The organism is Leptolyngbya sp. DQ-M1, assembly GCF_039962505.1.
Taxonomy (GTDB): domain Bacteria; phylum Cyanobacteriota; class Cyanobacteriia; order Leptolyngbyales; family Leptolyngbyaceae; genus Leptolyngbya.
The window spans coordinates 616,565-635,180 of record NZ_JAMPLJ010000002.1 but is presented as its reverse complement, the minus strand read 5'-3'; the positions used below and the strand labels follow the sequence as shown (position 1 = coordinate 635,180).

The 18,616-nt window shown below is 47.5% G+C and carries 19 protein-coding genes; all 19 read right to left on the bottom strand.

The window, feature by feature from the left end; all coding sequences use genetic code 11:
- The 19 genes from NC981_RS08925 to NC981_RS08835 all read right to left on the bottom strand — a co-directional run bounded on the left by NC981_RS08925 (position 1) and on the right by NC981_RS08835 (position 18,565).
- Positions 1 to 945, bottom strand: a complete 945-nt coding sequence (locus NC981_RS08925; RefSeq protein WP_348242505.1) for an SDR family oxidoreductase — start codon at positions 943 to 945, stop codon at positions 1 to 3.
- On the bottom strand, positions 942 to 1,697 hold the full coding sequence (locus NC981_RS08920; protein ID WP_348242504.1) for a glycosyltransferase family 2 protein: 756 nt from the start codon (positions 1,695 to 1,697) through the stop codon (positions 942 to 944). The genes NC981_RS08925 and NC981_RS08920 overlap by 4 nt, the downstream gene beginning before the upstream one ends.
- On the bottom strand, positions 1,694 to 2,269 hold the full coding sequence (locus NC981_RS08915) for a WcaF family extracellular polysaccharide biosynthesis acetyltransferase (protein WP_348242656.1): 576 nt from the start codon (positions 2,267 to 2,269) through the stop codon (positions 1,694 to 1,696). Before NC981_RS08915 ends, NC981_RS08920 begins: the two co-directional genes overlap by 4 nt.
- Before the next feature lie 58 nt (positions 2,270 to 2,327).
- Entirely contained in the window at positions 2,328 to 3,173 is an 846-nt protein-coding gene (locus NC981_RS08910; protein WP_348242503.1) for a hypothetical protein, read from the bottom strand.
- 36 nt (positions 3,174 to 3,209) lie between these two features.
- A complete protein-coding gene (locus NC981_RS08905; protein WP_348242502.1) occupies positions 3,210 to 4,214 on the bottom strand; it encodes an SGNH/GDSL hydrolase family protein in 1,005 nt (334 codons plus the stop codon).
- A 60-nt stretch (positions 4,215 to 4,274) separates the two neighbouring features.
- Positions 4,275 to 4,838, bottom strand: a complete 564-nt coding sequence (locus NC981_RS08900; RefSeq protein ID WP_348242501.1) for a YdcF family protein — start codon at positions 4,836 to 4,838, stop codon at positions 4,275 to 4,277.
- Positions 4,839 to 4,894: 56 nt separating this feature from the next.
- The gene (locus NC981_RS08895) at positions 4,895 to 5,653 is read right to left on the bottom strand and encodes a glycosyltransferase family 2 protein (protein ID WP_348242500.1); all 759 of its coding nucleotides are present in this window, start codon (positions 5,651 to 5,653) and stop codon (positions 4,895 to 4,897) included.
- Positions 5,654 to 5,683: 30 nt separating this feature from the next.
- Positions 5,684 to 6,478 carry a glycosyltransferase family A protein gene (locus tag NC981_RS08890; RefSeq protein ID WP_348242499.1) on the bottom strand — a complete coding sequence of 265 codons (795 nt, stop codon included), beginning with the start codon at positions 6,476 to 6,478 and terminating at the stop codon, positions 5,684 to 5,686.
- Positions 6,479 to 6,538: 60 nt separating this feature from the next.
- Positions 6,539 to 7,384, bottom strand: coding sequence for a glycosyltransferase family A protein (locus NC981_RS08885; protein WP_348242498.1), 846 nt, complete (start codon positions 7,382 to 7,384; stop codon positions 6,539 to 6,541).
- 8 nt (positions 7,385 to 7,392) lie between these two features.
- Positions 7,393 to 8,328, bottom strand: coding sequence for a glycosyltransferase (locus tag NC981_RS08880; RefSeq protein ID WP_348242497.1), 936 nt, complete (start codon positions 8,326 to 8,328; stop codon positions 7,393 to 7,395).
- Between the two features lie 46 nt (positions 8,329 to 8,374).
- Entirely contained in the window at positions 8,375 to 9,181 is an 807-nt protein-coding gene (locus tag NC981_RS08875) for a glycosyltransferase family A protein (protein WP_348242496.1), read from the bottom strand.
- 61 nt (positions 9,182 to 9,242) lie between these two features.
- The gene (locus tag NC981_RS08870) at positions 9,243 to 10,421 is read right to left on the bottom strand and encodes a glycosyltransferase (protein ID WP_348242495.1); all 1,179 of its coding nucleotides are present in this window, start codon (positions 10,419 to 10,421) and stop codon (positions 9,243 to 9,245) included.
- Entirely contained in the window at positions 10,418 to 11,551 is a 1,134-nt protein-coding gene (locus tag NC981_RS08865) for a glycosyltransferase family 4 protein (protein WP_348242494.1), read from the bottom strand. Before NC981_RS08865 ends, NC981_RS08870 begins: the two co-directional genes overlap by 4 nt.
- Before the next feature lie 3 nt (positions 11,552 to 11,554).
- Positions 11,555 to 12,913, bottom strand: a complete 1,359-nt coding sequence (locus NC981_RS08860; protein WP_348242493.1) for an O-antigen ligase family protein — start codon at positions 12,911 to 12,913, stop codon at positions 11,555 to 11,557.
- Entirely contained in the window at positions 12,910 to 14,169 is a 1,260-nt protein-coding gene (locus NC981_RS08855; protein WP_348242492.1) for a glycosyltransferase, read from the bottom strand. Before NC981_RS08855 ends, NC981_RS08860 begins: the two co-directional genes overlap by 4 nt.
- 62 nt (positions 14,170 to 14,231) lie before the next feature.
- Positions 14,232 to 15,356 carry a glycosyltransferase family 4 protein gene (locus NC981_RS08850; protein ID WP_348242491.1) on the bottom strand — a complete coding sequence of 375 codons (1,125 nt, stop codon included), beginning with the start codon at positions 15,354 to 15,356 and terminating at the stop codon, positions 14,232 to 14,234.
- Positions 15,357 to 15,442: 86 nt separating this feature from the next.
- Complete coding sequence (locus NC981_RS08845) at positions 15,443 to 16,606, bottom strand: hypothetical protein (RefSeq protein WP_348242490.1); 1,164 nt, start codon at positions 16,604 to 16,606, stop codon at positions 15,443 to 15,445.
- Positions 16,569 to 17,741, bottom strand: coding sequence for a glycosyltransferase (locus tag NC981_RS08840; RefSeq protein ID WP_348242489.1), 1,173 nt, complete (start codon positions 17,739 to 17,741; stop codon positions 16,569 to 16,571). Before NC981_RS08840 ends, NC981_RS08845 begins: the two co-directional genes overlap by 38 nt.
- Positions 17,738 to 18,565: a glycosyltransferase family 2 protein gene (locus NC981_RS08835; protein WP_348242488.1), complete on the bottom strand. Its 828-nt coding sequence runs from the start codon at positions 18,563 to 18,565 to the stop codon at positions 17,738 to 17,740. The genes NC981_RS08840 and NC981_RS08835 overlap by 4 nt, the downstream gene beginning before the upstream one ends.
- Between the last annotated feature and the right edge of the window lie 51 nt (positions 18,566 to 18,616).

Below are 18,616 nucleotides of genomic sequence, written 5' to 3'. Positions count from 1 at the left end.
TCAATCAATCTTTTTGAACCATCTCGCGGTATGTTCCAGACCTTGAGCTAGGCTAAAGGGAGGTTGCCAATCGAGGGTTTGGCGAATTTTTGAACTGTCGATCGTCAGTGAACCAAGTAGGCGATCGACCGTTGCCGTTTTGCCGAAGATCTGGGCGAGCATGGTTAGTATTACGGGAGGAATTGCCACTAACCGGACAGGTTGATTGAGAAATATACTTAAATTCCGAATTAATTCAGCCGTTGAAACTTCCGCGTTATCACTGATGAGAAACGTTTGTCCCGTCGCATTTGGGTGCGTAGCGCAGGTGGCGATCGCATCAACGAGGTTTCCGACATAGACTAAGCTGCGCTGATTATGGACGGCTCCCAAGGGCAGAGGAATGCCTTTCTCGACAAGCTTGATTAAATTAAGAAAATTAGCTCGGACTCCAGCACCGTAAACAAGCGGCGGACGGAGAATCACCACTTCTAAACCCGTTTCATCGGAGATCGACTTTAAGGCACATTCTGCTTCCCACTTGCTGATGCCATAGGGATCGTTGGGCTGCGGTTGGCTCTGTTCGGTGTAGGGTTCCGCTTGTCCGTCGCCGTTGACTTTGATCGAACTGAGATAGACAAATCGCTTTACACCTGCTGCTGCTGCCGCGATCGCTAGATTTTTTGTTGCTTCAGTGTTAACTAACCGAAACTCAGTCAGTGGATCAGTTGCAGTATCTTTCATCTGATGCACTCTTGCAGCCAGATGAATCACTACATCAATCTTGGGCAAAATTGGATGGTCGCTGAGTTGTGCGATCGAGGACACCAGAATTGGCTTTACTGATGCCGGTAAGATTGCATCAGGATTACGAATCACACCATAGAGGGTATGTTCTGAGGATTCTAAAAGCTGACAAAGGGCTGAGCCAACAAAGCCTGTCGCTCCAGTAATCAAGAAGTTCATGCTGGACGTACAACGAGTTGGAAGACTTTGACAAAGTATTTCGAGAGCACCTTTGTCATATTGGTTTGAATACCGTTCTCAAGGCATCCTCGAACAATCTCGCGGTTCAGAATCCAGTTGCTTGAGAGATTGGCGGTACTAGCTCCTCCGGTTCGCATCTTCACAAGCACTTGAGGCAGGTAATGATAAGACAGTTTGTGAATCGCTAAGAACCGAATCAGCAGTTCATAGTCTGCGGCGATTTTATAATCTGTTTTGAAATAGCCATAGCGATCGAATGCCCATCGCTTGACCACAAAAGTCGGGTGAGCAGGCATCCAACCATATGCAAACTTACCCGGATGAAAGCTTGCAGAACTGTAATAGCGCACAACTTTCTCTGGATTGTCGTGCTTGACATACACTAAGTCTCCGAACACAGAATCAACCTGATGCTGCTCAAACTGCTCGGCGATCGTCGAAATCACCCGCGAATCGACATAAAAATCATCGGCATTCAGAATCGCAACCACATCGCCCGTTGCCAGCTTGATTCCTTTGTTCATGCCGTCATACATGCCGCGATCGGGTTCAGAAATAAACTTCGCAACGCGATCTCCATACGATTGCACAATCTCGACGGTGTTATCGCTAGATGCTCCGTCCACAATGATATGTTCGATGTTGGGATAATCTTGAGCCAGCACCGATTCGATCGTGTCTCGAATCGTCGCGCCTGCGTTGTAGGTGACTGTAATAATGGAAACTCTCATGCGTTTAACACTGTAGAAGACAAGCTTTGGTCTTTGAGGATGCGAGGTTTAATCGCAGCCGCTGGATTTCCCGCGTAGATTGTCCAGGGAGCAAGCGATCGCACCGCAACACTCCCCAAACTCAGCACTGCACCTTCTCCGATCTCGACACCGGGCGCGATCGTCGATCGTGCAGCTAACCAACTTCCTGATCCAACCGAAATCGGAGCGATCCGGAGATCGAAGGTTGGCTTAGTCCAATCATGATTTCCAGTACAGAAATAAACCGATTGCGACACACAGACATGATCGCCAAGAACAATGGGCGCAAGGTTATCGAACCAAGCATCCTCGCCAATCCAACAGTGATCTCCAATGGTTAAGCGCCACGGGAATTTTACTTGTACTCCCGGTTTGATGCGGACTCCTTGCCCGATCGATGCTCCAAACGATCGGAGTATCCATACTTTCAGGCTGGAGATCGGAAGCAGTCGAGATTTGACGATCGGATCGCCTAGAAAGAACCATAAAAGCTGCTTCCAGACCGATGCGCCTGGGGTATATTCTCCGGGTGTGTATTGATTGAGATGAATCAGACTCACAGGATTTTAAGACAATAACGTCAGAACAATGACTTCAGAGCAAGAGGAATTAGAGAGTGGCTTCAAACTTGACCGTTTCTTGCCACCAACCTTGTCGTGTATCCAAAATGTTTGTCCTGGGACTGTCATGACCAAACCAATCCCACAGCACGACTCCATTTGCACCACGATCGCGCACGGTTTCTAGCTGCGTTCGCCAAAAATCACCTTCGATGAATTGATTCCCGCGAAGACGGTTGCTAGTGTGGTATCGACACCAAAGAAAAGGATAGACAGGTTTACCAAATTGCTGTGCTTCTTCAATATTTCCGCGTGCATAAGTCACCCATCCGGGAATGTCAGCATAAAAGGTATAGAGTGAGGGCACAATAAAATCCGCGGCTTCAGCGATGGGCTTAAGAAATTGGTTGACTGCTCTCCAGGAGGTAAGACCTGCGGGCTGATTTCGCACCGGTGTCCAATAGTCGCGCACAGGTGGAACCGCATAAACGCCAAGCTTAAGCGATGGTGCTGCTTCTCGCATCCACTGAATAATTTCGACGTACTTCTTAATATTGTCTTGAACTGTGTCTTTCCCAGCCTGGTTGATGTTCATTTTCCAGTGTTCGATGTCGATGACAAAGTGAGAAAAGTCTTTTGAAGCAGTGCGGGCGTTTTGCTGACAGGCATCGCGATCGGGGCGCGATCGATCCTTGTTTTTCCAAAATCCTCGATCATCGACTCGAATCGGAGTCATTCCAATCTTCGGCTTCTCAGCGTAAAGCAGCGCATCGAAAATCGTGAAAGAATTAGCACTTCGATTGGGACGAGATTCGACTCTCTGACAAGCACTGGGCAGCAAGATGCTTCCCCCTAGCAGCGTAAGAAACTGCCTGCGATTCCAAATATGAGACATTCAAGGAACTCCTAGATTTGAAAAGTTTTTCTGAACCTATTGCTTTGTTGTTCGTTCTTTGCACCAATCGGACTTGGATTGAACACAAAGCTGCTGAAACAATAAGTCTGCGATCGCCTGGTTTCCAGACTCGGTGAGGTGAATGACATCGCTGAAGTAGCTTGATTTTGTCTTTTCTGGTAGCGATGACCAAGCTTGATGTGCATCTACTACTGGAATCTGGAGCTGCTTCAGCAGGTTAAGAAATTCTGCTTTGTATAGGGGGGCTTGCGGAGTCGGCGCAACATCTTCCAGGTTTGGGGTGTATAGCACGATGATGGGAACGTTTTTCGTTTCGGGATTGCTCCTTAAAGCGCGGATTGCTTGGCTAAAACTTTGACTGTTACGGGCAAACCATTCCGCTTTATCTTGCGGGGTGCGTACCTGTTGTGCATAAGCAGGCGCGATCGTGGCTTGACTTGTCAATCTCCGGATCACACGCATCCAATATCGCGACATCCCTTCTGAGATCGCTGACCCAGGACGCTGATTCGGATAGCTTGAATCGACTCCAACCATCCCTCCTGTGCTTGTTCTCTGAATCAGGTCGCTGGTGCCGATTTGGAAGATAATCACATCGCTCTGAAAGCTGCCAAATAGGCGCAAGTAACCGATGCGGTTTTCGATGCCCCATGAGCCAGCAGAAGCATTAATTACTTCTGTTGAATTGCCCAATCGATCGCGAAATCGCTCTGTAAGGGTGCGAGATTGATCGGTCAGGGCACCTCCATTCAGGACTGAATCTCCCAGCATTAAAATCCGGCGGGTGTTCGGTGGCTTGGTTGGCGAGATTGTACCGTTGCGCTGAGAATACTGATTGACCTCCATCGAGTTGCCAAATCGAAATAGCTTTTGATTCGGCTGGAGGCGGTAGCCTGTTTGACTGTCCGCTTGGTACAGTGGCGGGTTACCCAGTCCGAGAAACAGACGCAGTGCGAGCTCTAGGACACCAATGCTCAGCCCAAGCCCAAGCAGTCCCAGCAGCAGGGGTTTTGTTTTCATGGTTAGTTCAACAGGAACAATGCTAGCTGTGTCGCACCCAGGCGCGATTGCAGCAAAACTTTATTTGAACCACGATCGATAACGCAGACTTGCTCCCGTTCGTCCGGTGATTAACCACACCAGTGAGCGCCCCACATCTCGCAAAACTCGAATCTTTGATTCTTGGCGATGCTCACCAGAAACCTCAATCGGCGTAAAAGTAATGCCTTGGCTCCCGAACACAACTGTCGCGATCGCTTCTGCTCGCGGCATATGATAGTCAGAGGTGACAATGTAAACGTGCTGAATGCCCCGCCGTTTGAGATCCGGAACAACGGTTGTAAAGTTGGTGACGGTATCGGTGGCGCGGGTGTCAAAGTACAGGCGCGATCGGGGAATGCCCGCATTCTCAAAGATGCGAACGGCACTCGGAGAACCACTCGACACCCAGATTTTGAGCCAAGGATAGCGTTGGGCGAGTTGTGTCGTGTATTCCTCTCGATCTGGACTGCCTCCCAGAATGAGAATCATCTCTGGAGAGGGAGATTGCTGACGCGCAATGGTCAGTCGGGTCGGAATATATCCTGAGCCGAGCAGAACGGCAGCAGCGGCGATGCACTGAAGCAGTCGAGTACGAAATAACACGGTAAACTCTGAATCATTGGTAGAACCCTGGACCCAGTGTACTCGGTTTTTTCATTTTATGAATCTTTCTCCGCTTGAATTAAATGAATTGATAACAAAATTTCGGCTAAGACGCGCTGAAGAGTGTAGTACCAACCTGCCCAGCCATCGAGAATGCCACGTTTAACGATCAAGCAGTAAATCAAAACGGCAAAGGGTGCGAGAATTTTTGTTTTACGGATGCGATCGCCCAAGCTCAGTTTGCTAGGGGGTGTAGAGAGCAGTTTTTTGACCTCCAGTACCATGTAGCGATCCTGTGCCCAGAGCCAGCGCGAGAGTGGCTTGCGATCGTCGTGGTAAATGTATCCGCTTAGCATCTGCGGGTTTCCATTCACCTTGACTCGATGGGCGTGACCATCGTTTTGGTAAACGGCGCGATCGCGGCGATAGAGGATCGTTCTAGGGGGTAACAGCGTGCCTTGCAGGGGCTTGCCAAAAACGCAGTATTTGAAGCGGGCCTTGTAGTAATCTGTGGTTTTATCTAAAGCTAAGGCTTGAATCTCGGTGATCAGTTCATCGGTTAGCACATAATCAGCGTCGAGCGAGAGCACCCATTCAGAGTGGATTTTAGACAAGCCGTAATTGCATTGTGAGGCGAATGAGTCAAACGATCGGGTAAAAATCTCAACCTGTGGGTAAGCCTTGAGAATTTCTATGGTTTCATCAGTGCTCCCGCTATCAATCACGACAATTCGCTCTGCCCAAATCAAGCGCTCTAGCACTCGCCCAATATTGGCGACTTCGTTGTAGGTCAAAATTAACGGCGTTACTTTCATAAAATTCGCTTGTAAGACTGAGTTAGACGATTAGTAGCTGAGCCGGTGCAGTCCAAACTCTTGTCGAACCGATCGTGTGAGGGGGCGTGACGCGATCGTGCCTTGAAGCAGCAACAGTCGATATTTAATTGATCCCCGCCAGCTTCCGCTCAAACCCTTGAGAGCCGAGGCTGTATCAGCTTGTATATTTTCAGCATTATCAGTCACATACACTGCCCCTGGAAATGGCAGGGGTTGAAGCGGAAATCCTCTGCTTTTCATGATGTTGGGCAGGTCCTTATGATGGAGTAAGTACCGATCCTGAATGTCGTCCAACTTCATTGTTTGGAGATAAGCATAGATAAGGTCTGTCCTGATGATGTTACAGGTACCGCAAATCTGCTCAAACCTATTTTTCAAGGGTTGGATAAGCGTACTGCCATCGCGGTACTTATACCCACGATTGATAAACCAACCGTTACAGTCTTTATTCTGCTGAACAAAGGCTGTAAGCCGCTTGCTGATACAGTCATCAGAATCAACAGCCATGATGTGTGAACTAGAAAACTGCATCGCATACTGGGCACCCACCCAAAATTTGCGATGTTGGTCAGCACATTTACTTTCCATATGGGCTGGATCTGGCGTTGGAAAATCGACCTCAACAAAATTAATCTGAGGATGCTCATACTGGATCACAGGCCGCTCATGACAGACAACCACGACCTGAAAATCTGGTGATGTTTGATTGCAGACCGATCGTAATGTTCGTTCTAATTGTTTAGATACCCGGTGCCAAGACTTTGAAACCTTGGCGCTGCGGAGTGAAATAATGAAGATCAGCATAGCTTATCGAGGTAGCAGGAACGACAATGTATAAATCTCTGACTATCTATTAATCTCTAACTATTGTTGAACTCGTGGATCAGTTGTGATTCGCTGAGCAGAACCAATCGCCGCGATCGAGTAGAGCTTAAACTCTTGCTGCAATGCGTGTGTAAGAGGTTGAGCAGCTAGCCTTTTATATAGCTTCATGGCGTAAAACTTAGTCAATTTCACAGGCTGGCTTCTGATTTGCTGAAGCACGAGTGTAGATTGATTTTCAAGATTTTCTGAGTTATCGGTGATGTAGACCGCGCCAGGAAAAGGGAGAGGAGACAGCGGCGTTGCTCTTGCTTGCATTGCTTTCGCGATCTCAGTGTGAAACAGTCGTTTTTCGGCAAATCGGGTTTCGAGTAGCTGCAAGTCTTCGATGTACTGATGGATCAAATCGGCTCTGACGATATTCGATGTACCGCAAATCTTAGAAAACCCTTGCTTTCGATGTTTTAGTCTGGGGTTTCCATCCTGATATTCGTAGCCTTGATCCAGAAACCAGCCATGACAGTGCTGGTGTTGTTTGACAAATTCAGCCAGATTGCTGCTGACACAATCATCCGCATCGACAAACATCAAATGCGAAGCAGGTGCGATCGTGCTTGCATGATCAGCTCCAATTCTGAGCTTTCGTTCTTGATCAGCCATGCCGCTCGAAGGAGTGAGCCGACTCGGTGGGGTAAAATTAACGTCTAGAAACTCAACTTTAGGGTAATTGTGTTGTAGATTGGGTCGATCGTGGCAGACGACAATGACCTGAAAATCGGGAGAAGTTTGGTTACAGACCGACTGAAGCGTGCGCTCAAGCAGGTTAGAAACTGTTTCCCACGACTTTGAGGCAACCCTACTTTTCAGTGGAATGACAAAAACAAGCATAGTGATCCTCAGTTAGCTCTTTTGTCTAATGCTGAATTGGTGAAGAATCGTTGTTTAACTTGCCATTTCACCAATGAATAATAGGAGCGAGACAACGCAAAGGTTCGCTGGAGGCGAGGAATTGAAGGGGTTAAATAGCTTTTATAATTCTGCAAGGCGGTTTCCTTGAGGTACCGATAAAAGGCAGGATAGCTGTTATGCAAGACTTCACCAAACAGATCCCAGGGCTTTGGAGAACCCACGAGATGACAAATACAATCTGAGTCATCTGTGATTCCGTATCCTCCTGGGTAAAAGGGACGATTGTACTTGTGAGGCAACAGAAGAAACTCTCCGCCTACTGCTGCGTTCAGAACAGTCTGATCGGTATTGTGCAGAAGCTTTCCATACTCATCAATAATCTTGAAGCAGCGAAGGCTCATCTGCTCCTGCTTCCATCTTTTTGCATCAAATAAGACCACGCCAGAATTAAAATAAGGGGCATCATCCGGTAGACCAATTTGTTTGAGTAGCCCGTATTCTTTGTTCCAAGTGTTTGAAACATAAGATTCAAACACTGCTCCAATAATTTTGTCTTCAAGGGGATAGGCAAATAGCTTAGATAAGTCAGTTCTAATGATGAGATCTGCATCTAAAAACAACAGCTTTTCCGCTTCGACGAGATTCGCAGCCAAGAGAATTACATAAGGCATTTTGTTGTAGTGTAATCCCTTGCCACTTCCTAAATCTAAGGTTGCGACATCGTAGGTTTGTAGATGATACCGATCGCGGTAAGGAGACAGAGTTTGATGAATTCGCTCGATCGCCTGACTAGAGAAATCTTTGCTGAACAGGTGAATGTTGACGAAGGCATCCGGATCTAAAAACTGTAGAGCAGTGTAGAGCGTAACGTGTAGCCCAACTTCCATGTTTCGATCTGAAGCGATCGCGATATTTATCTGCATTGTCTTATCCCCTCGTGAATGATTGTCCCAAGGTTTTGTGTTTTAACTAATCCGATGGCTCAATCCGATAAAGATTAAACTCATCTCGAATTGGGGCTGATAGAATCTGAGAAATGAAAGGCTTACACAGCCTCAGAACATAAAATCTCATCAGTTTGAAGGGATGATTGCCTATGAATTCTCGCCGAATCGTTTCTGCTTGGTTTAAGGTATTCTCCGAGTGGTCGGTAATGTAAACTGCACCAGGAAAAGGCAGAGACTTCAAAGGAATATTCTGCTCGGCTAAGCGATAAGGTAGCTGGGTATGCAGTAAAAAGCTTTGGGTAATGTCTGAAAATTGCACTTCTTTGATGTAATCCAGTAAGATTCCAGCTTTCACAATGTTGCAGCTTCCACAAAACTGCTCAAATCCTCGCTTGCGGTGTCGAATCAACCAGCTTCCTTCCTGATATTGATAGCCTTGGCTAAAATACCAGCCATTTGCCTGTGGATGTTGAGCGACAAATGCTGCAAGATTTTTATGAATGCAATCATCCGCATCCATAATCATCAGATGTGCATCTTTGAAGTTTTTCGCAGCGTGATGAATTCCAGTCCAAAGCTTGCGGTTTTTATCGATTCGTCTTTCTGCGATCGAACTTGCTTGATTTGGTGCCGGAAAATCAACCTCTACAAACTCAACTTGAGCATAGTCATCTTGAAGAATTGGACGATCGTGACAGAGAATAATGACATGATATTCCGTAGAGGTCTGATGACAGATTGAGCGAAGCGTGCGCTCTAATAACTTCGATACTTTTTCCCAAGACTTTGAGGACTGGGCACTTCTCAATGGAATAATGAAGACTAGCATACGTCTTACTAGATCAAAAATAGGTGGGTGGAAGGTCTTTTTGCATTAACATCGAGAAACTCTAAGAAAGACGATCGTGCTCGAATAAGATCTTGCTGTAAACCTCGCTCAAGCCCGCTGCAATCTGTTGCCAGGTATAGTGATCAAAAATAAATTGCTGTGCTCGTTTACCCATTTGCTTGGCTGCATTCGGGTCTAAGAGTAGCTCTTTCATTGCCTGAGCGATCGCGCCTGAATCAATCTCAACGACTTTCGCGGAAGCCGCGATCGCGGCTTCCGGGAAGTTACACCCAGCCGTGAATACACAAGGCAATCCTGATGCCATCGCTTCAAGCACCGACAGGCTCAGACCTTCTGAATAAGACGGAGCAACATACAGACCGGCTGCTGCAAGTGCAGCGGATTTCAGTGTTCCCGTGAGCATTCCTGTGAATGTGACGGCTTCAAGACATCCTGCTTGGGCAAAGTACGATCGAGCCGTCGGCAGAAATCCAATGTTATCCGGCCCAGCTACCACTAAATGAGTTTGAGAAAATTCAGCGTGAACTTGAGCAAAAGCAGGGGCTAAGAGATCCAGTCCTTTTTTCGGATCAACTCGTCCTAGAAATAGAATCAAGGTTTTGCCACGCAGGGCTGGAAAGTTTTGGTAAAACAGTTCCGGATCAGGCAAAGATTCAAAGTCGCGCTGGTGGATGCCATTGGCAAGGATTGTTAATGAAGTGGGTAAGGCTAACGATCGCACGGCATTGGCTTCAGATTGGGAAAGCACTTGAATCATACTGGCTTTGCATAAAATGGGTCGTTCAATCAGCGTGTAATAAGCCTTCTTTTTCCAGGCTTTGTAATTCAATGCCCAGGGATCTAACATTCCGTGAGGGCTGGCAATGTAGGGAATTTTGTAGAGCTGGCAGAGCCAGTGTGCGATCGCAACCGGATAGGTAAACAGCGAAATCGTATGCACCAGATCATAGTCTCTAAGATGCTGAAACAGCCAAGCGGTCAGCGGATAACTAAACTTATATTCGCTTACTCCCCATCTGGGAAAATATTGGATTCGATAAGAGCCTGCTTGCTGCCAGGTACAAAGTGGAACCTCTAAATTGGTCGAACCATTGGCATTGGTTGTAACAACATCAACGTGCAGATCGCGATCGCCGAGTGCCTGAGCCAGCTCAAACAGCAGCTTAGAGGTTCCACCGTAAACCAAACTAACCGCAGGAATGACGATTAAAACTTTCATAGTGATCGCCGTTTTAGTGCATACTCAACGGCTTGATGTAAGCCCTGAGCAAAATAACGAGGAGAGAAGTTCTGGATGTGTTTTAGGGCAGCGTTTCCCATGGTTTCCGCAAGCTGCGGGTCTGAGCTTATTTTGCTCATCAATTGCTGCATCTGTTCTACATTGTCTGGATCAAATCCCCAGCCGTTCACGCCCTCAATGACTAGATCTTCAAAGCATCCGCAGCGATTGGAGACCAATACAGGTAGACCTGCCGCCATTGCTTCATTAATGACTAATCCCCACTGCTCCTGCTGGCTTGCATGAACAAAACAATTAGCATGAGCAAAGTACGGCAATAATTCATCCTGCTGAAGAAATCCGGGTAAATGAACGCGATCGCTCAGTCCCAAAGCCTGAATCTGTTGTTCGATCTGGGGTCGAAGCTCACCATCCCCACAAAGCACTAAATCCCAAGACGATGAAGTTTGGGCAGCATAAGCTGCATAAGCTGTGATTAAATTGGGTAAGTTTTTCTTTTCGAGGAATCGATTGATCGACAAAAAGAAAGGAGCCTTGATCGGATTTGGCAGTGATCGCAGTCGATCGGGATGAAACGCATCATTTCCCACTACGTTGTATCCGGTAAAAACGCTCTGGGTTGGCATTCCCAACTTGAGTAAATACCGCTTTTGGGGCTGTCCTCCTACTAATGCCGATTGATACTGATTCACCAACAACCGTTTTGCCTGCTCTTTCAGTCCGTGTCGCGCAGCATCATCTTCTTTAGAAGCAGATAACAGAATTGCAGGCTTGCGATGCCAACGGCTCCAACATAGTGCTGATAACATGCCCGTTTGAAAGTAGCCTGCGATCGCCACGACATCAGGATTGATTTGGGATAGAACGTTGTAAACAGATTGAAATAATCGGTTGGGTGTTATCGCCTGCAACGGTTGATCCCGAATCACTGTGATAAACGGGCAATCAGACTGTTCAACGGCTGCTTTCCAAGCATAGTCCTGATCAGCGCGAGCAAGCTCGATCGCGTGGAGTTGCCACCCTATCTGCTCGAATCGCTGATGAGCTGCATTCGATCGAGCAAAATGATAAGGCCCATAGTTTGTAAACAGGAGCGCAACACTCGTCATAGTTTAGAGAAGAGGTGGAAAGTTCTGCGACTGAGAAGCGGCTTGAGTCTCTCGCCGACTGAATCTTAGAAAGGCAATCATTAACCCGACCGAAGCGATCGGCAGGTAGTTTCGATACGGATCTCCGTGAAAGCTAAATAGACAAATGGATTGGAACAAAAAGACAACTGTAAAGCAGGTCATCATGGCATAGTCGCTTTTAACAAACTGGGAGGGAGATTGGCGAGCATCTGCACACTGCTTCGCCGGAGATAAAGCAATCTGCATCACGCGGAATGCCAAGTAGAGAAACGGCAACACAAACGTAATAATTCCGAAAATGCCAAACTCGATCGCAACCTGCATAAAGGCATTATGGACGCTTCCGTAACTGTAGAGACCATGACCCCAAATCGGGCTTCTAAAGAACAAGCTTGAAACACCGCTGTACATGGCTTCTCGTCCCTGAATAGACCTATCTCCACCGCCGCTACCCGTAATTAGCTTAAATAAAATGTCAATTCTCTGAAAGCCATTGGTAAGCGCACGCTCGACCGGGGAAATTTCAGCGTTGCTCGAACTGGTCGCGGCTGAGAGCGGTGATAACATAAGCAAGCTGGCTAGCCCAACCCCAGAATACAAAAGAAAGTTAGAAATCGCTCTCACAGCACTTTTGTTAGAAGACATCAACAGATTGACCGTATAGATCACAACAAATGCTGCACTCACCAGAACGGAAAGTGTAGCGCTACGTGTTCCTGCAAAAGAAGACACCAAAAAACCTGGAACCATCAGAACTAATAACAAGGGATTGCCAGCATACCGACCCGTTAGCCACATCACTAGGCAAGATAGAAACGCATAAGCGCCCGTATACGCAACTAAGATTGGATTACTGGATGTGCCTGCAACTAACCGTCCACCGTTGTCCGCCCATTGAGCACCTCCAGTCAGCACTTGAACCAGCAAAATCAGCGAGGTGAAAACCGCGATCGCACTAGAAGCGGGGCACAACAGTCGAAACTGTGCAAACGTTAGGCTTCTCATCAAACACAAGGCAGTCCAGTACACACCAAAATAGATGAGGAGATTTTCTGGGAAAGTAGATTTATCCTTGATTGTCATATAGTCCACTAAGAACATTGCAACAAACGCCAGATAAAAGAGTTCGACGAAGCTAACGCGAAACAATCGCTGTCGGGGTGCGCGGGTTAGCACAATTAGCACAAACGGGATCGTAACCAAAGTGACCTGAAAGATTGCAGTCAAGAGCGTTGTACGAGCGCCTACTAGCCCACTCACCGAAAAGTAGAAAGTTAAGCCATGAACATAACAAGCTAACAGAATTGCAATCAATTTTGCTTTGAATGAAAGCTCATTCATGGCTGCACCTCTACAAAAAAATCAGACATCAAAGCACTGACAAATTGATCAGCACGATTTTCATCCACCACCTGGTTCATTTTTGATAACTTGCAGAAGATCGGCTGCGAGATCGCGGCTTGCAGGGCTTTCGCGATCGCGGCTGGATTTTCAGAATCAACGGTCTGTCCCAGTTGATTCTGCTGTGTCATTGCTCCCATCAATCCATAGTTCGTGGAGAGAACAGGTTTATGAGCAGCAGCAGCATGAACCAAAATCGAACTCATTCCTACATGCTTTTGATACAGCGCCAGCACGGTATCTGCAAGCTCGAAGAATTGTTGCACTTCTGCACCTTTGATATAGCGATCGCATAACACAATCTGAGCCTGAGTGATCTGCTTGAGCTGCTCAATTTCAGTCCGAATCTCTGGATCGCGCTCGTTCACTGACCCCGCAAGCACGAGACAAAGCTGGCTTTGCGTCTCGATCGGCAGTTGTTTTAGAGCCTGTAGCACCTGATAAACTCCTTTACGACCACTCAGTTCACCAAACAGCAAAAAGAGATGTCGATCCGGCAGAATCTGAAGTTTCCGGCGCAAGGCTTCCACTTCAGCAGGCTGACAAGCAGGAACTTCAACCGGATCAGCTAGCGGCAAGATTGGCTTTTGAGTCAACTGCTGAATTTCTGGCACTGCAAAGCGATCGAGACAAAACAGCGTTTTGAACTGCGACCGCCGGAGAATCCGGGCAAGTACGGCTTTTTGCCGCCATTGTCTCCACTGCTCTTTTGCAGAAAGAGGATGTGCCGAGAACTGATGGTAATGAAAACTAGGACGAAAGTAAATTCCCGACACGGGGCAGGGCGATCGTTCTCCAAAAGCTAAAGGCAACTGCAGGCTATCAAGATACATCAAAAGCGCCTGAGTCGGGTTGAGCCGTTTGGCATAACGACAAAATAGCTTCCACTCGATAAAAGACTTGGCGACGAGCGATCGAGCGCGAAGATAGGTTTCGTATTCTGCTTCAGTGATCGAACTAAATCGAATACGACTCAGCGTTGATTCTGTGCTAAATGCGATTAAGTCAGGATGGTTCTTGACCAACGCCGGAGAAACGACCAAGTGCAAACATCCGGGTCGCTGCTGCTGAGACCAGTCTTTTACCAAATGCTTAAAATAAACTGGGTGATGTCCTCGCGGTGAGAGATCAAACAGCAAAAAGGTACGATCGCTACTCGATTGGGTTGAAACGGATAGATCACACTGAGACAGCATAGTTTGAGTCCTCAACGGCGATGATGTGCTGCAATACTACGTTCACGTCTGGTTATCTCGCCTCAACTTGCGATCGCGCTCAATCTGCCAAAAAGCTCTAGATAAGCTTTGGAGGTTTGTTCCACTGAATATGCACTCAAATCTCGCTGCCAGCGAACCTTGACACCACTACGGACAGTCTCAACGATCGCACGAGTGAACTCATTGATCAGCTCAGGACAAATAAGCTTCACGCCCGGAAAGGCTTTGCCATACTGCAAAGAGGGAATGTCAGACGCGACGATCGCGATGCCGCTAGAGAGTGCTTCAATAAACGCAAGCGAGTGCGCCTCGATTTTTGAAGGCATCAGGAACACATCTGCGCCAGATAGTAGGTCAGGAACATCTGAACGAGACCCTAGAATGAGGAGTTGATCTTCAATGTTAAATTGCTGTGCGAGTTGTCTCAGGTGTTGTTCGTAAGGCTGATCTTCGGAACTTCCCACAAAGCACAGCTTTCCCGAAAAAGGCGCTTGCTGTTGTGCCTGAGCAAAGGCTTGTAACGAAAGATGCTGCTGTTTGGTCGAGCTAAACCGCCCCACCTGCAAAAACACAACCTCCTCTGGCTGCACGGCAAAAATGGTCTGCCTGACTCTGTCTCGCTGAGTCGCCGCTTGCTTGATTGCGCTTAAATTAATTCCGTTAGGAATCACGACAGGCTTCGCGATCGAATTAATGCGGTTGCAGTAGTTCTCTGCTCCTGTTTGCGAGACAGCGACGATCGCGTCAGGCGCGGGCACGAACCAGCGTTCAAGGGCGCGGAAATAAGGCGATGCGTAGTCGTCTTGAGAGGCATCGTGTAACACGCTCAGGGTCGAAGTATGATGAAGCGCTGCCAACCTCACCGCAATTCGCGCATATAAACTGGGGATCACTGCATGAGCAACGACGACATCTGGCTTAAACTGCTTCAAATGCTGGACTAGGAATGTGATTCGCTCCCTTTTGCTGAGTTCTTGTTCAGGGAGAAACAGCGAAACCTGAGCTGCCTGCATTTGGGCAAGTTCGCTCAAAAACGAAGGCTGCGGCGGCATGAGTGCCATCACCGCAACTTGATGCCCCAAGGCTTGATGCGCGATCGCAAGACTCCGCACTAAGATTTCCGCCCCTGAAAATCTTGGAATATAGATAACATGGCAAATTCTCATAGAGTATTCTGGGTTGTTGCCTTTTGTACCCTTCAGAGACTCGATCGCTTCAACCGGAGACTTTGGTAAACAAAGCAGAATTTCTTCTACTCAGCCTGCGCCAGTTGTAACACCCATTCAATCAATCGCTGCTCGGCGGAAATTGGACGCGGTAGGACTTCTGGCATGGCTAAATCACGGCTCAACCATTCTGCAAGCTCTCGCCAATCTTCATAACAATAGACTCCAGCATATTCAAACGCACTTCGACAAGCATTACTGCTGGCAATCACCGGAATTCCCGCCATGATCATCTCTGGAATGCGAGTGAGTGCGCCGACTCCTGCTTTTTGATGAACTAAAACCGCTTTTGCCGACTGCAAGAATTGGTTCAGCGTTTTGGTTTCGACAGCACCATGAACCGTGAAGCCCGGAAGATCGCAGTAACGGCTGAGTTGTTCAGTGCCATATCCTACAATGTCAACCTCAAAGTCAACCTCAAACTCGATCGTGGATTGAATTTGCTTTAACCATTCGATCTGTTCGATCATTCCAAGCAGCGTCGGCGTGTTGTTGGCGGTTCCTAGAATGAGAAATCGTTGTTTCTGGGTGGTTAATCTGGCTTGACGCACGGTTGCCAGGTCTTTGAGGATTGGGTCGGGTGGATAGTAAGGTAAATAAAACGCATTTACGCCTTTGGCTTTTAATAGCCATTCTTCTTCGCGAGCAATGCAAAAGACCGCATCGGCTTTGCCTAAAGATGCAATCTCGGTTTCTAGTGTTTCACAGCAGTCATTTCGGGGAATCAGCGCTTCGATATTGTGCGGCAATGCAATCACGCGATATCCGATCGCTTTGGCAACATAAGGCGCAACATAGTTTTTTGTCGTTTCCCAGAGCAGCAGCTTGCTGCCTTGATGATGGCTCAATTCGTCGTGGTAAACCTGACGTTGAAAGCCGCAAAATGCGAGTGACTGCAAAGAAGAACGAATCTGAAGCTGATTTTGAACAATGAATCGTAGTGTGTTGGGATTCAACACAGAACTGATCCCCGTCAAATAGCGATCGCGCTGAGTTCGCAAAATCTTTCGCTCTAGATGCGAAAGTTCAATGTCCGCTTTCTGTAAAAGCTCAATCACCTGCACTGTACGCCGGGAACCGCCATGCCCATTCACATCCAACGGATAAAAAGGATCAATCAGTACAGCATTGGTAGGTACAGGGGGGGTCTGTTTAGGCAATTTTAGCGGACGAGTAGGACTGAGATTCATAGGCGGCTTGATAATGGCTCAGATGCTGATCGAAAATTTTGGGCATCGACAGGTGATGACGCAGGCGGGAAACATTTGGGTCTGGTTCGGGTGAACAGCTGGGAATGAGATGGTTTAAGGCATCTACGATCGCGTCACTCGTATAAGGTTCAAATGTCGCAATTGCATGGGGCTGTAACCGGTTGTATTCCTCGACTTGGGGAATGTTTGAAGCAAGAATTGGACGCTCTACAGAAATCCAGGTCGAAAGTGATCCTGATGCCGAAGTTTGCCTAAAGGGGCAAACGGCAAGGTCGGTTGAGAGCAGATATTGTTCTAATTCTGCTTCGGACAAGTAGCCTGTCACTCGCAGACGATCGCGAACTCCTACTTGCTCTGCAAGTGCCAGCAACTCTTGATAATACGCTTCATGTCCCACGCTCACTCCCCCGGCAAAGATAACTTTGACCGTCTCTGGAAGCTTTGGCAAAGCTCGAATCAGGAGTGAATGTCCTTTGCCGCTATAGATAAATCCCAGCAGTGTAATCACCGTGAACGGCTCTAATCCTAATATCCTGCGCGCTTCTGCTCGATCGTTCTGGAGGTGCCGCGATTCAACAAAATGAGGAATAATGCTAAGTTTTGCTCGATCGATGCGATCGCTAAGCCGTTGCGCTTCTTCTTGAGTACAGACGATCGCAACTCGCGATCGAGCAATTACTTTCTGTAAGGCTAAAATATGCGGCGCGACACGATCGCGCAGGACTGCTTTTGCTAAATCAGAGAAGCGGACTGTACCAGGATGGGAGAAATATCGTTGGGTCAGCGTGGCGCTAGAGGGTGGGTAGAAAATGTCGTGCAGCGTCACAACCAAAGGACGAGAGCAGTGATTGAGAAACGCATCAAGATAGCTGAGCTGACTCCAGTGATCCCGCCAGATTGCACGATTGTATTGAAAGTGAACGACATCTGCCTGAGCAAGCGTTTGAGCTGCATGAATGAGACTGGTGCGATCGTGCTGTCGGTCTCCGGTTAAATTTACTTCCGCTTCGATCACTTGAAGCTGTGATCGACTCTGAGCTTCTGCGGCAAGTAAACGTCCATAACGACGAATGCCGTGCTGCAATGCGCCAATGTGTAAATAACCAATTTTCATGTTTGTAAGACCTTGGGCAGCGATCGCACTGTTCTACCAATTCCTTTCTTCATCCATTTCACCGTCTGTCGGGGAGAATTCAGCAGAAAATAAAGCATCACCACTTGAATTTGCAAATGCGGTGGAAGCTGTTTGCGGTAGGTTCTCAGTAATGCTTGTGCCCGCTTAGCCCCTTCGCCCGATCGCCAATCTAAGATTGTTTTTGTTCCCTCGATTTCGCGATAATTTCCCCAAGTTTCATCAATATGCTTTACATGAGCGACTTGTACGGCTCTCAAGATGAAGTCTAAATCCAGCGCAAAATGTTCATCGACTTTGTAGAGTCCGATCGCGTCGTGTAGAGCAGTGTGGTAAAAGTAAGCAGATGGATTGATCGGATGAGGGTTCACTTCTGCACCCAGCAGCAGATCCGTTAACCGTAATTTAGCAGGACGATTGTATTTTTTTAATTCACCTGCATCATTCCAAACGTTGCAATTTCCGACTACAAAACTCGGCTGAGGAAGGGACTGAAAGAGTTCTAGAACTCGGTTGAGAACATTAGGCTCGTAGTAGTCATCCACATTGAGAAATCCAATAATCTCGCCTTTTGCTAAAGTAACGCCCTTATTCATCGCATCGGACTGTCCCCGATCTTTCTCGGAGATCCAGCGAATCTGTGAATACTGTTGAGCATAGCGCTGGACTATTTCGATCGTGCGATCGCTAGAGCCACCGTCTACGATCAAATGTTCGACTTCTGAGCAGTTCTGCTGAATCACGGCTTGCAGACAGCTTTCGATGAAGCGATCGCCGTTGTAGACCGGAGTAATAATCGTAATCACAGTGATTAAATCGTAAAGATTAATGAGTTGAATATTGAGTGAGGCAAGCGG